A 13434-nucleotide genomic window follows, 5' to 3' on the forward strand; every position below is an offset into this window, starting at 1 on the left:
AGCAAGCTCGCTCCCACAGTTTTTATGAGGATCGTTCCCACGCGGAGCGTGGGAACGATCCTTAACTCAGAGGGTGCCGAAAACCTTCTTCGCCAAACTGGTCGCCGCAGCCGCCGGGTTCTGGCGAATGGTGGCTTCCTGCTTGCCGATCATCTCGAACAACCCGTCCAGCGCCTGCTCGGTCACGTAGTTTTCGATGTTGGCGCTCTTGGCGTCCAGCACGCCGAACGTCGCGGCCTGGCCGGCGAAGGCATTGTATTTCTGGGCCAGGCCGACCTTGTCGGTGGCTTGCTTGACGATGGGCAGAAACTTGGCGCGGATCTGCTCGCGGCTGCTCTTGTTCAGGTATTGAGTGGCCGAGTCGTTGCCGCCGCTGAGGATGCCCTTGGCATCGCTCACGCTCATGTTCTTCACGGCATTGACCAGAATCGGCTGGGCCTGGACCACGGCGGCTTCAGCAGCCTGGTTCATGCTGGTTTCCAGCTGATCGACCTGCTCACCCATGCCGAAGGCCTTCATCTTGCTGGCGACTTTGCCCAGCTTGCCTGGCAGCTCGATCTTCACCTCCGGGTTGTTGCTGAAGCCGCCGGGTGTACCCAGTTGCTTGACCGCCACCTGCGCACCTTGGGTCAAGGCGTCCTTGAGGCCACCGGTGGCATCTTGTTGCGACAGGTCGCCCAGGGACAGGGCCATGGCATTGGCGCAGATCAACAGGCCCGCGCACAGGCCGGTGAAACGGAGGGTAGAGCGGAGCATGATGGCGTCCTTGAAAAAAGTGGAAAACAGAATCAGCGTGCGGCGTTGACGCGGATCTTCAACGGCTGCGGATCCTTGCCATCGAGTTGCACGGCGTGCTGTTCAGTGGTGATGAACATCAACTGGCCGTCCACTTCGATGCGGGCGCTCACGGCATAACGATGGCCGGGCTTGACCTGGGCGGGATCATAACTGAGGTGGAACGGCAGCGGGACCTGGCCTTTGACCGGGCCGCTCTGCTCATCGAGCACTACCGCAGGGGCGTCGGCCATGGAAACGTCCTGCAGGCTCACGCTCAAGGTGGCGTTGGGCGGCAGGGCGATGCGTTGCAGGTAGAAGACTTCGCCGTCGAGGGACGCGGAGGGTGGGGTTGCCGATTGGCAAGCGGCCAGTAAGGCCATGGATGCAAGCAGAGCGAGTTTTTTCATGGGAAAGTACCTGGCTCATTGACGCCAGCCACACGCGGGCGTCAATGAGCATTTAGCGGGTTTGTGTTCAAGCATCGCGGCGTAACGTCGCGGCTCAGGAATCGAACGCGGGGGCTTGAACAGTTTCAGCCAGCGATGCTGGCGCCAGGCTCAGGGGGATGTCAACGTGTTGATCGCCGCCATCCCAGGTGAAAGTCTGTTCGGTATCAAGGAAAAGAGCGGTATCGCCTCGGTACATTTGCGCCTTTACCGAGAGTTTCTCGCCTACGGACGCCGTCTCGGCACTGATCTGGAAGCGATACTGCCAAGGCTGCTGGAGTGGCCCCCTTGGCGCCATGTTGGAGCCCTGGCCGCCGCTGCTGCTGATCTGCATACCGTCGGCATTTCGAACACTGATTTCGGCACGGCCGGCTTCCGGAAGTTCATAGCCTTCGGGCAGTTGCAGGGTGAGGGTGATGATGTTCATGTTGAATTCCTTTTCAATACGTCGACATTGACGTGGGCCCATCCTAGAGGCCTGCTCCAAAGTTCTCTGTAGGTCTTTTCTTCGTTTGACGTCGCCTTAGCCTCTGCGCAGCGTCGGAGTACGCCTGGCGATTCACCCATCCACCCACCGGAACCGTTCCCTGTTCACGGTGAGTGATCGGCCAAGGTCAAATGTCCGGGCTGACGGCGACCTCCGCCGCATCTTCACTGCGATGCAACGCCACCTGGCGAATCGACAGGCGAATTTCCGCCGGCAGCACCCGCTTGGCCGCGCCTTCGGCCAGTTCGCCCAGGAGCTCGTGGTAGCTGAGTTTTCCGGCCTCGTCGCGGCGCAGCACATCCAGGTCCAGCATCGTCTGGATGAAGTGGCGGAACAGGCTCTTATCGAAGAATTCCGGCGCATTCAGGCCATGCAGGATCGACAGGCGCTGGGCCATGACGGTGCAGAGGTCTTCCAGTTCTTCGGCGCTGATGGTGTTCTGACCGCTGTTGAGCAGCAGCGAGACGGTCATGTAGAAGCGCTGCAAGGTCTGGGCAATGCTCTTCGACAGCAGGGTCAGCAGCACGAAGTGCCGCGAACTCGGCGCCGGCCGCAGGTACAGGTCGTTTTCGAAACGCAGCAGGCCTTGTTCGACGAATGCTTCGAGCCACTGGTCGACCACGCCGTCCAGTTCTTCCAGCGACCAGCGAATGAACAACTCCGATTGCAGGTACGGGTACAACGCGTGGGTGTAGCGCAGGATCTGTTCGCGGCTCATGCGCGAGCTGCTCTGGAAGAAGCTCGCCAGCAACGCCGGCAGGGCGAAGATGTGCAGTACGTTGTTGCGGTAGTAGGTCATCAGCACCGCGTTCTGCTCGTCCAGGTACAGAATCTTGCCCAAGGCATCGCTCTGTTCCGACAGCAGGTCCATGCCCTTCACGTGTTCGATCAGCGCTTGGCCATCGCCTTCGGGCAGGGTGGTGTGGGGCGAGTACGGGACTTTGCGCAGCAACGCCAGGTACAGGTCCAGCACCCGCGCCATGGCGCGGTCGTCCAGGGCCAGGCGGCTGGTGGACAGCAGCGCCAGGGCGACGAGGTTGACCGGGTTGATGGCCGCGGCTTCGTTCAGGTGCCGGGCCACGCGCTCGCCGAGGCGATGGGTGGTCGCGTTGAGCCAGGCCGGTTTGAATTGCGGGCCCAATTCCTGTTGGCGCCAACCGGGCTGTTCGCTGTCGAGGAATTCCGCCAGTTTGATCGGCTCGCCGAAGTTCACCGCCACCTGGCCGAAGCGCTGCTTGAGGGCGCCGATGACCTTGAAAATGTCGAAGATCGATTCTTTCTTCTTGCTGGCCCCGCGCAGCTCGCCCAGGTAGGTGCGGCCTTCCAGCACCCGCTCATAACCGATGTACACCGGCACGAAGACGATGGGCATGCGCGAGGAACGCAGGAAACTGCGCAAGGTGATGGCGAGCATGCCGGTCTTGGGTTGCAGCATGCGTCCGGTGCGCGAGCGACCGCCCTCGACGAAGTACTCCACCGGAAAGCCTTTGGTGAACAGTGTGTGCAGGTATTCATTGAACACGGCGGTGTAGAGCGGGTTGCCCTTGAAGGTGCGGCGCATGAAAAACGCCCCACCGCGGCGCAACAGGCCGCCAATCACCGGCATGTTGAGGTTGATGCCGGCGGCGATGTGCGGTGGCGTCAGGCCGTTGCGAAACAGCAGGTACGACAGCAGCAGGTAGTCGATGTGGCTGCGGTGGCACGGCACGTAGATGACTTCGTGGCCCTGGGCGACGTTCTGCACGCCTTCGATGTGGTTGACCTTGATGCCGTCGTAGATTTTGTTCCAGAACCAGCTCAGCACCACTTCCAGGAAACGGATCGCGGTGTAGGTGTAGTCCGAGGCGATCTCGTTGCCGTAGCGCAGGGCCTGGGCCTTGGCTTTTTCCGGGGAGATCTTTTCCCGCTCGGCTTCCTCGGCAATCGCTTGCTTGACCAGCGGCTGGTTCAACAAGCCCTTGACCAGGTTGCGTCGGTGGGAAATGTCCGGGCCGATGACCGCCGCTTTCAGATTGCGGAAGTGCACCCGCAGGATTCGCTGGGCCATGCGCACGGTGCGTTCGTGGCCCTTGTCGTGTTCGATCAGTTCGCGCAGGTGGATTGGTGCGGAGAATTGCACGCGAGTCTTGCGCCCCAGAATCATGATGCTCAACAGGCGACGCAAGCGCCCGGTGACGGCCCAGCTGTCGGCGAACAACAGCTTCCAGGGGCTGGATTCGCTGTCGGGCGACTGCCCCCAGAACACGCTGACCGGGATGATCTGGGCGTCTTCGGCGGCATTGTGGGTCAGGGCGTCGACCAGTCGCGTCAGGGTGGGCGGCGCGCCGCGCTTGTCCTGTCGCCCGATCCAGTCCGGCGCCGGCGTCAGGTAGAAAAACGCCGCCGGCTCCAGCAGGTTGCCCACGGACACCGGCAATACCGGACGGGGCAGGCCGGCCTTGGTGCATTCGGTATCGAGCACCGCCAGGTCGGTGAGCGAAGGATCTTGCAGGACGTAGAACACCGGACGACTGCGGTCGAGGTTGAGGGTAAAGGACGACTGGTTGATGGTCTCGGAGCGAACCCAGAGGTACAACAGTCGGCGCAGGGTGCCAAACACAAGACGGCGGAACGGGGAGCGGGTCATACGGCTTCTGCATGAGTGGATAAGATCAAGCGGCCGCTAGTGTGCCGGATTCGTCGAAAATCGGCAAAAAAGCGGCGAAGTAAAGTCAGTTGAGAGTTTTTGTGTCTGTCATATACTCGGCCAGTGACTGCCACGGCCTCCCTTATGGACGGCTGGACGGCAGCTAACGTTCGTACGGCTTTCCCTCGAAAAGCCGACTTAAAAATAAAAATGGGAGTGAGCATCATGGCAGCACGGGAAACCGGCAGTGTGAAGTGGTTCAACGACGCCAAAGGCTACGGCTTCATCCAGCGTGAAGGTGGGGCGGATGTGTTCGTGCATTACCGCGCCATCCGTGGCGAAGGCCACCGTTCACTGACCGAAGGCCAGCAGGTCGAGTACGCGGTGGTGGAAGGGCAGAAGGGCTTGCAGGCTGAGGATGTGGTGGGGTTGTAACCCCACGCCTGAAGCCCAGATAGATCCCTGTGGGAGCAAAGCTTGCTCGCGATAGTGATAGGTCAGCTTGCATCAATGTTGAATGTACTTCAGCCATCGCGAGCAAGCTTTGCTCCCACAGTGCCCCCACATTTGGATCTAGTCTGGACCTGAGACGGGTGTCACGCTGTCTTCCAGGTAATCTCCTCTTCCCCATCGGCGCTGATGCGAATCCAGCGATCCGCCGATTCTTCCCCTTCTTCCTCCACCCACGACCCAGGCGCGCAGCGCACTTCGACGTTCAGTGCGGCGAAGGCGGCGCGGGCGCAGGCGATGTCGTCTTCCCACGGGGTCTGGTCGCTTTCCAGGTACAGGCTGTTCCATTTGCCCACGGCTTTTGGCAGCCAGGTCACCGGGATGCTGCCGGCCTTGCACTTGTAGGTCTGGCCTTTCTGTACCCAGTCGCTGCACGGGCCCAGGGCTTGGCCGAGCCAGGCGGCGATGGCCTTGTGGTCGACGTCGGCGTCTTTGAGGTAAATCTCGATATCGGGTTGGCGCATGGATGTCCTCGCTGCGGTCTTGAAAAATCCATTCGCGGATTTAACTGGCCCCGAACGGTTGCCCGGGGCCCGGAATCAAAAAAGGTTATTGAAGAACGAAATAATCGTAGCGCATCGACACCGTGACCTCGAACGGCTCGGCCTGCTCGATCACGCTGGCGCGGCGTTCGGCGCTGGCGCGCCAGCCGTGGGGCGTCATGGCCAGCAGGTTGGCGCGGTCCTGGCCGTTGTCGAGGGTCAGCTTGAATTCGAGGGTTTCGCTGTGATCCAGCACCATGCCCGACGGCACCAGGGCCAGGTGCTTGTCGTCGGTGTATTCGCGCACTTCGTCATACAGGCGCTCGCGCAACTCCATCAGGTGGCCGGCGGTGGGGCCGACTTTCATCAGGCCGCCGCCGGGGCTGAGCAGGCGCTTGGCCTCCTGCCAGTCCAGCGGGCTGAACACGCTGGCCAGGAACTGGCAGCAACCGTCCGCCAACGGCACCCGCGCCATGCTGGCGATCAACCAGGTCAACTGCGGGTTGCGTTTGCAGGCGCGCTTGACCGCCTCGCGGGAAATGTCCAAGGCGTAGCCATCGGCATGGGGCAACGCCTCAGCGATCTGCGCGGTGTAGTAGCCCTCGCCACAGCCGATGTCCAGCCAGCGCCCAGGCGCGCGTTCGGCGGCCAGTTCCGCCAGGCGCCGGGCGACCGGGGCGTAGTGCCCGGCGTTGAGAAAATCGCGGCGGGCCTCGACCATGGCCTGGTTGTCGCCGGGGTCGCGGCTGTTCTTGTGCTGCACCGGCAGCAGGTTCAGGTAACCCTGGCGCGCGCGGTCGAAGCGATGGCCGGCCGGGCACACCACGCCGTTGTCCACCGCGTTCAGCGGTTCACTGCAGATCGGGCAGGCAAGCATCAGGCGAGCAACTTGATCAGCGTCTTGTAGTAGATCTCGGTCAGCACGTCGAGATCGGCCGCCAGCACGCGCTCGTTGACCTGGTGGATGGTCGCGTTGACCGGCCCCAGTTCCACGACTTGCGTGCCCATGGTGGCGATGAAGCGACCATCGGAGGTGCCGCCGCTGGTGGACGCCTGGGTCTCGCGCCCGGTGACGTCCCGGATGCTCGACGACACCGCATCGAGCAGTGCACCCGGCTCGGTGAGGAACGGCAGGCCGGACAAGGCCCAGTCGATGTGCCAGTCCAGTTGATGCTTGTCGAGGATGTCGGCGACGCGCTGTTGCAGGCCTTCGACAGTGGACTCGGTGGAGAAGCGGAAATTGAACACCGCCTCCAAGTCACCCGGGATCACGTTGGTGGCGCCGGTGCCGGAATTGAGGTTGGAGATCTGGAAGCTGGTCGGCGGGAAGAAGTCGTTGCCGTGGTCCCAATGCTCGGCGGCCAATTCAGCCAAGGCGGGCGCGGCAAGGTGGATCGGGTTCTTCGCCAGGTGTGGATAAGCCACGTGGCCTTGCTTGCCGCGCACGGTCAGTTTGGCGCCGAGGGAACCACGACGGCCGTTCTTGACCACATCGCCCACCAAGGTGGTGCTCGACGGTTCGCCGACGATGCACCAGTCCAGTCGCTCCTGGCGGGCCTTGAGGCGTTCGACCACGGCTTTGGTGCCGTGGTGGGCCGGGCCTTCTTCATCGCTGGTGATCAGGAAGGTCAGCGAACCTTTGTGGTCCGGGTAATCGGCGACGAACCGTTCGGCCGCCACCACCATTGCCGCCAGGCTGCCTTTCATGTCTGCTGCGCCACGGCCACAGAGCATGCCTTGCTCATCAATGACCGCATCGAACGGGTCGAGCTGCCAGGCCTGCACCGGGCCGGTCGGCACCACGTCGGTGTGCCCGGCGAAGCACAGCACCGGGCCGTCCTGCTTGCCATGGCTGGCCCAGAAGTTATCCACATCCTCGATGCGCATCGGCTCGAGCGTAAAGCCCGCGTTGCCCAGGCGCTGCATCATCAATTTCTGGCAATCGGCATCCACCGGCGTCACCGACGGACGGCGGATCAGGTCGCAGGCGAGTTGCAGGGTCGGCGAGAGGTCGGCGTGGGCCGTCATGGAAAACTCCGGAAAGCTGGAAAGGAGATCACAGTCCATGTGGGCGCGGGCTTGCTCGCGAAGCTTTTAGCGTCAGTGATGACGCCTTCGCGAGCAAGCCCGCTCCCACAGGTCCTGAGTGCGACCGTTGAATTGTATTCGGTCGAGGCTTACAAAATGGCGGTTATCTTATAGCAAAACGACCACCATGGGCCCTGGTGCTGGTCAGTTGGAACACAAATCCTGTGGGAGCGCGCTTGCTCGCGATGGCGGTGGATCAGTCGATACTCTATTGACTGGGCTGACGCCATCGCGAGCAAGCTCGCTCCCACAAGGGGAAATTGGTCGGATTCATTTCGCGATCGGCTCGAATTGCCGCGGCAAAGCCCTATAATGCGCGCCGGTTTTTGGGGTAATGGTCATGAGTACAGAAGATCCACGGTTTGCCGGCATCGCCCGTTTGTATGGCATCGAAGGCCTGGAGCGCCTGCGGGCGGCCCATGTGGCGATTGTCGGCGTCGGCGGTGTCGGTTCCTGGGCGGCGGAAGCCATTGCCCGTTGCGGCGTGGGCGAGATTTCGCTGTTCGACCTGGATGATGTCTGCGTCAGCAACGCCAACCGTCAGTTGCACGCCCTGGACAGCACCGTCGGCAAGCCCAAGGTCGAGGTGATGGCCGAGCGGCTGCGGGGGATCAACCCCGACTGCACCGTGCACGCGGTGGCCGACTTCGTCACCCGCGACACCATGGCCGAGTACATCACGCCGAACATCGACTGCGTGATCGACTGCATCGACAGCGTCAACGCCAAGGCTGCGCTGATCGCCTGGTGCAAGCGCCGCAAGATCCAGATCATCACCACCGGCGGTGCGGGCGGGCAGATCGACCCGACGCTGATCCAGGTCTGCGACCTCAACCGTACGTTCAACGATCCGCTGGCCTCTAAGGTGCGCTCCACTCTGCGCCGGGACTACGGCTTCTCCCGCACCGTGACCCGTCACTACAGCGTGCCTTGCGTGTTCTCCAGCGAACAGCTGCGCTATCCGAAGCCGGACGGCAGCATTTGCCTGCAGAAGAGTTTTGTCGGCGACGGCGTCAAGCTCGACTGCGCCGGTGGGTTCGGCGCGGTGATGATGGTCACGGCGACGTTCGGCATGGTCGCGGCGACCAAGGCTGTGGATAAGATCGTGGCGGGTGTGCGGCGGCCGGCGGATAGGGCCAAGCCTCAGGTTTGAGGGTGGGGCAGATGGCCTCATCGCGAGCAAGCTCGCTCCCACATTGGATCTCATGGAACACAAATTTTGTGTACGACACAAATCCTCTGTGGGAGCGAGCTTGCTCGCGATGGCGATTATTCAGTCAACTCAAACATCCGCTGCAACACCGCATTCAAGCCATTGCTACGCGACGGTGACAGCTGCCGCGACAATCCCAACTGATTGAACCAATCCGGCAAATCCACCTGCTGCAACTCGTCAGCGGACAATCCGTTGACCCGCGCCAGCAGCAACGCCACCAACCCACGGATCAACCGCGCATCGCTGCTGGCGGAAAACTTCCAGTGCCCGTCATGCAAGCGACCCACCAACCACACCTGGCTTTCACAGCCGTGGACGAGGTTGGCTTCGCACTTGTCCTCGTCGCTCAGGGGCGGCAGGCGTTCGCCCCATTGCATCAGCAATCGGGCGCGTTGTTCCCAGCCGGAGGCGTCCTGGAAAATCTGCAGCGCGGCGACGGCATCGGCAGGCAGGTTCATCGGAGCATCTCCAAGGCCTGGTCCAAGGCCTCGAAGAACCGTTCGAGGTCGGCAGAGTCGTTGTACAGCGCCAGCGACACCCGAATCGCCCCGGACAGCTTCAAGTGCTTGAACAACGGCATCGCGCAGTGATGCCCGGCGCGCACGGCGATGCCTTGCTCGGTCAGCAGGTGCGCCAGGTCGGCGTTGTGGATGCCTTCGACCACGAAGCTGACCAGGGCCAGGCGCGGGTTGCCCACCAGGCGCACGCCGTTGCGGGCCAACAGGCCATGGAACAGGTAGTCATGCAACGCCGCCTCATGGTCGATGACCGCCTGCGGGTCGAGGTCGGACAGGTAATCCAGAGTTGCGCCCAACCCGATCACGCTGGCAATCGGCGGCGTGCCGGCTTCGAAGCCCAACGGCGCTGGCCGGAAGGTGGCGCTGTGGTAATCGGCCTGTTGCACCATTTCGCCGCCGAACTGCCAATGGCGCAGGTGGCCGAGGGCTTCGGTACGGCCAAACAGCACACCCAGCCCGTCGGGGCCGTAGAGTTTGTGGCTGGAAAACACGTAAAAGTCGCAGCCCAGCGCCTCCACGTCGTGGCGGCCGTGGACCACGCCTTGGGCACCGTCGATTACCGTTAGCGCGCTTTGGGCCTTGGCCAGGGCCAGCAGCGCCGGCACGGGCTGCCAGGCCCCCAGCACATTGGATAACTGGCTCACTGCCAGCAAGCGCGTACGCGGGCCGATCAGCTCGGCGGCGGCGCCTGCATCGATCACGCCGTCGGCATCCAGTGGCAACACCACCAGGGTCAACGAACGGCGCTCGGCCAGTTGCTGCCACGGCAGCAGGTTGGCGTGGTGTTCCAGGGCGCTGATGACGATCTCATCGCCCGGGTTGAATAGATGTTCCAGCCCATAGGCCAGCAGGTTCAGCGCCGAAGTGGCGCCGTGGGTGAAGACGATTTGCCCGCAGTTTCCGGCATTGAGCCATTGCGAGACCTTGAGACGGCTGTCCTCGAACGCCTGGGTGGCATGGGCGCCCGGCAAATGTTGCGCACGGTGCACGTTGGCCGCGCCGTTGGCGTAGTAGTGCGTCAGGGCGTCCAGCAGGGCTTGGGGCTTTTGCGTGGTGGCGGCGCTGTCCAGATAGGTCTGGCCTTGCCGTTGCAGGGCGGCGATGGCCGGGAAATCGGCACGCCAGGGGGATTGGATCAACATGCTTTCGGGCCCTGCTGGAATGACGCCGGCCCCCGTGAGGGCGGGCTTTTTTTTGTGGGAGCCGAGCTTGCTCGCGATGAACGATGACGCGGTCTTGCAGTAAAACCGTGTCGCTGCCATCGCGAGCAAGCTCGGCTCCCACAAAAAAGCCCGCTCCCACAGGTGGTGGTGTGAAGCTTAGTTGTGAGCGTGCAGCGCTTCGTTCAGCTCGATGGCCGACTTGTGCGTCTTGCATTCCACCGCGCCGGTCTCGGAGTTGCGGCGGAACAACAGGTCAGGCTGGCCGGCCAGGTCGCGGGCCTTGACCACTTTGACCAGTTGGTTGTTTTCGTCCAGCAGCTTCACTTTGGTGCCGGCGGTCACATACAGGCCCGACTCCACGGTGTTGCGGTCGCCCAGCGGGATACCGATGCCGGCGTTGGCGCCGATCAGGCAGCCTTCGCCAACCTTGATCACGATGTTGCCGCCGCCCGACAGGGTGCCCATGGTCGAGCAACCGCCGCCCAGGTCCGAACCCTTGCCGACGAATACGCCCGCCGAGACTCGGCCTTCGATCATGCCCGGGCCTTCGGTGCCGGCGTTGAAGTTGACGAAACCTTCGTGCATCACGGTGGTGCCTTCGCCCACGTAGGCGCCCAGGCGGACCCGCGCGGCATCGGCGATACGCACACCGGCCGGAACCACGTAGTCGGTCATTTTCGGGAACTTGTCCACGGAGAACACTTCCAGCAACTCGCCACGCAGGCGGGCTTCGAGCTGGTGCTCGGCCAGTTCGCTCAGGTCGATCGCGCCCTGGCTGGTCCAGGCCACGTTCGGCAGCAGTGGGAAAATGCCGGCCAGGTTCAGGCCGTGGGGCTTGACCAGGCGATGGGACAGCAGGTGCAGCTTGAGGTAGGCCTCAGGGGTGGAGCTCAGTTGGGCGTCTTCGGCCAGCAGGGTGGCGACCAGCGGCTTGTGACTTTCAGCCAGGCGGGTCAGTAGAGCGGCTTGCGCGGCATCGACGCCCTTGAGGGCTTCGGCCAGTTGCGAGGCCTGGGCGGTGGTGAAGGTGATGGCCTGGTTGCCTTCGCTGTAGCCAAGGATCGGCGCGATAGCGGCAACGATCTCAGCCGACGGCTTGAGCAGCGGCTGTGCGTAGAACACCTCCAGCCAGGCGCCTTCACGGTTTTGGGTGCCGACGCCGAAGGCCAGGCTGAACAGGGTAGTGGACATGAAATTACCTCTACAAAATGGACTGGGCAGGCTTACTTGATCTCTGCCGCATAAATATCTGGCTTGAAGCCAATCAGGGTTCGGTCACCGAGGTCAAGCACCGGGCGCTTGATCATCGAGGGTTGGGCGAGCATCAGTTCGATGGCTTTCGTCTGGTCGAGATCGGCTTTGCGTTCGTCGTCGAGTTTGCGAAAGGTCGTACCGGCACGGTTCAACACCACCTGCCAGCCATGCTCGTTGCACCATTGGGTCAGGTGCTCACGGTCGATGCCGGCAGTTTTGTAATCGTGAAAGTCATAGCGCACCGCGTGATCATCGAGCCAGGTGCGCGCCTTTTTCATCGTGTCACAGGCTTTGATGCCGAAAAGCTGTAAGTGCTTGTTTTCCTTGGGCATGAATGCTCCCCCAAAACGTTCCCGGTATCGTCCTGAAAATCAGCGGACGATTATGCCACGTCGTTCCTTTCAGTGCCTTGACTGTCGCGACGGATCGGACGAGGCGGAACCGACAGGAAAGAAGTGACCACACAGCGCAAGTAAACCCAAGATTTTACGCACAGGAGACCCGCCCATGGATTCCATCTCTCTGACACCGCCCCATCCACTGACGCATCAAGCTGAAGAAACACTTCCGGCCCATTCAACAACATCGACCACCGGGACCGCTGCATCCGTCCCGATCGGCCCTGTCACGGCTGAACAGGACCTGGCAAATCGGACTGGTGCAATCAAGGCCCAGCTCACCCGGGTATTCGAGCCGCATATAAACGGTGCCAATCGCCAGGCCTTCGAAGCACTGATCGACGATCGTTCGCGTACCTTGGCCAATGACGGGGAAACCGCGGAAAGCGTCGACGCCGTGCTGACCAAAGGCTCGCGGCTGGATCGCGCGTCCCATGACACTGTTGGATTCGTTCGTTCGGTTCCCTTCGGCGCGGCGTCCATTGCGCTGGACTTCGCCCCGGCGGTGACCGGCAATGGCTCGATTACCGCGCCGTTGGCGCTGTCGGCGATTGCCGGCCTAGTCAGCAGCGCCGCCGACACGGTTGGCAATGGCCTGATCAAGCGCGCCACCAGCGACACCCAGTGGCTGGCGGCCGAAAATGCCGATCTGGAGCCGGTCATGCAGGAAGCCGCCCAGGCGGTGAAGCCGAGCCTGACGACCCAGGCTATCGAAGGCAGCCTGACTTTCCAGACCTTCTCCGCGCGAAACGTGTTGCGCACGGTCATCCAACCCGTCGTGACGAAGACCGTCGATGCGCAAACGGGCAGCAAGGTGGATTCGGTGATAGCTGCCGTCGGTTCTCCGCTTTCAGGCATGGCCGCCTATGACCTGCAACATTCCATCGATAAATCGAAACACCGGATTGGCCCGGAATACCTGTTGGGGCGTCAAGACTGGCATCAGCGTTACAAGGACCTCAAGAATTATGGCGTAGGGAGTGCTGCGTTGGGCATTGCGAAGCGGGTCGGCAGCCTGCCGCTGGACGTGATGCGCGATGGCAGCAAATCGCTGCAAGCCTTGGTTACGCCGACAGGCTTGGTCAGTAGTCTCGGAGCGTTGGCCGGCGGTATTACTGCGATCGGCATGGCCCAGACCGCCGCTGTCAACGCAGCCAGGAGCGCCGGGATTTCGCCTGCGGGTGTTGCGGCGGCTGGCAAGGCGACGGTTACGGCCACGATGGCCCCGGTGCTCGCCGCCTGGGTGACAACGGGAGTGATGACCCAGCCGTTGGCGGACAAGGCCTCCGCCGCGTTGGACAGGCTATCCGCCGGTCCCGCTCATCCGGATGAGCTGCAGGGAATGTTGCCCTTGGTCGAAGTGTCGACGGCCGAACAGATCGGGGAAGATAGCGACAATGAGGGAGACGGCGTCGATGTTGTCTCGGGTCGTTCGACCCTCAATGCTGCTGAGCGAGCTGTTTAGCTTC

At 62.4% G+C, this 13434-nt stretch carries 14 protein-coding genes; 3 read left to right on the top strand and 11 right to left on the bottom strand.

The window, feature by feature from the left end:
- Nucleotides 1–66 precede the first annotated feature (66 nt).
- From AC3A5O_RS16790 to plsB, 4 genes are all read right to left on the bottom strand, one after another.
- On the bottom strand, nt 67–756 hold the full coding sequence (locus AC3A5O_RS16790) for a DUF4197 domain-containing protein (RefSeq protein ID WP_122568726.1): 690 nt from the start codon (nt 754–756) through the stop codon (nt 67–69).
- Nucleotides 757–788: 32 nt separating this feature from the next.
- Nucleotides 789–1184: a YbaY family lipoprotein gene (locus AC3A5O_RS16795; protein WP_122568725.1), complete on the bottom strand. Its 396-nt coding sequence runs from the start codon at nt 1182–1184 to the stop codon at nt 789–791.
- Nucleotides 1185–1278: 94 nt separating this feature from the next.
- Nucleotides 1279–1650 carry a hypothetical protein gene (locus AC3A5O_RS16800; RefSeq protein ID WP_122568724.1) on the bottom strand — a complete coding sequence of 124 codons (372 nt, stop codon included), beginning with the start codon at nt 1648–1650 and terminating at the stop codon, nt 1279–1281.
- Nucleotides 1651–1837: 187 nt separating this feature from the next.
- The gene (gene plsB / locus AC3A5O_RS16805) at nt 1838–4336 is read right to left on the bottom strand and encodes a glycerol-3-phosphate 1-O-acyltransferase PlsB (protein ID WP_305469906.1); all 2499 of its coding nucleotides are present in this window, start codon (nt 4334–4336) and stop codon (nt 1838–1840) included.
- 225 nt (nt 4337–4561) lie between these two features.
- Between plsB and AC3A5O_RS16810 the strand changes: the two genes are divergently transcribed.
- On the top strand, nt 4562–4771 hold the full coding sequence (locus AC3A5O_RS16810) for a cold shock domain-containing protein (protein ID WP_003198198.1): 210 nt from the start codon (nt 4562–4564) through the stop codon (nt 4769–4771).
- 161 nt (nt 4772–4932) lie between these two features.
- Here the strand turns inward: AC3A5O_RS16810 and AC3A5O_RS16815 are convergent, their stop codons facing one another.
- The 3 genes from AC3A5O_RS16815 to dapE all read right to left on the bottom strand — a co-directional run bounded on the left by AC3A5O_RS16815 (nt 4933) and on the right by dapE (nt 7356).
- Complete coding sequence (locus AC3A5O_RS16815; RefSeq protein ID WP_053182357.1) at nt 4933–5310, bottom strand: hypothetical protein; 378 nt, start codon at nt 5308–5310, stop codon at nt 4933–4935.
- An 85-nt stretch (nt 5311–5395) separates the two neighbouring features.
- A complete protein-coding gene (locus tag AC3A5O_RS16820; protein ID WP_487753471.1) occupies nt 5396–6205 on the bottom strand; it encodes a putative RNA methyltransferase in 810 nt (269 codons plus the stop codon).
- On the bottom strand, nt 6205–7356 hold the full coding sequence (gene dapE / locus AC3A5O_RS16825) for a succinyl-diaminopimelate desuccinylase (RefSeq protein ID WP_122568721.1): 1152 nt from the start codon (nt 7354–7356) through the stop codon (nt 6205–6207). The genes AC3A5O_RS16820 and dapE overlap by 1 nt, the downstream gene beginning before the upstream one ends.
- A 400-nt stretch (nt 7357–7756) precedes the next feature.
- On the opposite strand from dapE, the gene tcdA reads away from it, so the two are divergent.
- On the top strand, nt 7757–8569 hold the full coding sequence (gene tcdA / locus AC3A5O_RS16830; protein WP_305482803.1) for a tRNA cyclic N6-threonylcarbamoyladenosine(37) synthase TcdA: 813 nt from the start codon (nt 7757–7759) through the stop codon (nt 8567–8569).
- Nucleotides 8570–8685: 116 nt separating this feature from the next.
- On the opposite strand, the gene AC3A5O_RS16835 is transcribed toward tcdA, so the two are convergent.
- The 4 genes from AC3A5O_RS16835 to AC3A5O_RS16850 all read right to left on the bottom strand — a co-directional run bounded on the left by AC3A5O_RS16835 (nt 8686) and on the right by AC3A5O_RS16850 (nt 11899).
- A complete protein-coding gene (locus tag AC3A5O_RS16835) occupies nt 8686–9090 on the bottom strand; it encodes a SufE family protein (protein ID WP_305482804.1) in 405 nt (134 codons plus the stop codon).
- Nucleotides 9087–10292 (bottom strand): aminotransferase class V-fold PLP-dependent enzyme, encoded by a 1206-nt coding sequence (locus tag AC3A5O_RS16840; RefSeq protein ID WP_305482806.1) that lies wholly within the window; start codon nt 10290–10292, stop codon nt 9087–9089. Before AC3A5O_RS16840 ends, AC3A5O_RS16835 begins: the two co-directional genes overlap by 4 nt.
- Nucleotides 10293–10469: 177 nt before the next feature.
- Entirely contained in the window at nt 10470–11504 is a 1035-nt protein-coding gene (gene dapD, locus AC3A5O_RS16845; RefSeq protein ID WP_305469914.1) for a 2,3,4,5-tetrahydropyridine-2,6-dicarboxylate N-succinyltransferase, read from the bottom strand.
- A 32-nt stretch (nt 11505–11536) separates the two neighbouring features.
- Nucleotides 11537–11899: an ArsC family reductase gene (locus tag AC3A5O_RS16850; RefSeq protein ID WP_122565478.1), complete on the bottom strand. Its 363-nt coding sequence runs from the start codon at nt 11897–11899 to the stop codon at nt 11537–11539.
- A gap of 175 nt (nt 11900–12074) precedes the next feature.
- On the opposite strand from AC3A5O_RS16850, the gene AC3A5O_RS16855 reads away from it, so the two are divergent.
- Entirely contained in the window at nt 12075–13430 is a 1356-nt protein-coding gene (locus AC3A5O_RS16855; RefSeq protein ID WP_305482808.1) for a type III effector protein RopAA, read from the top strand.
- Nucleotides 13431–13434 lie beyond the last annotated feature (4 nt).

This window comes from Pseudomonas sp. Soil_N_39, from assembly GCF_057655955.1.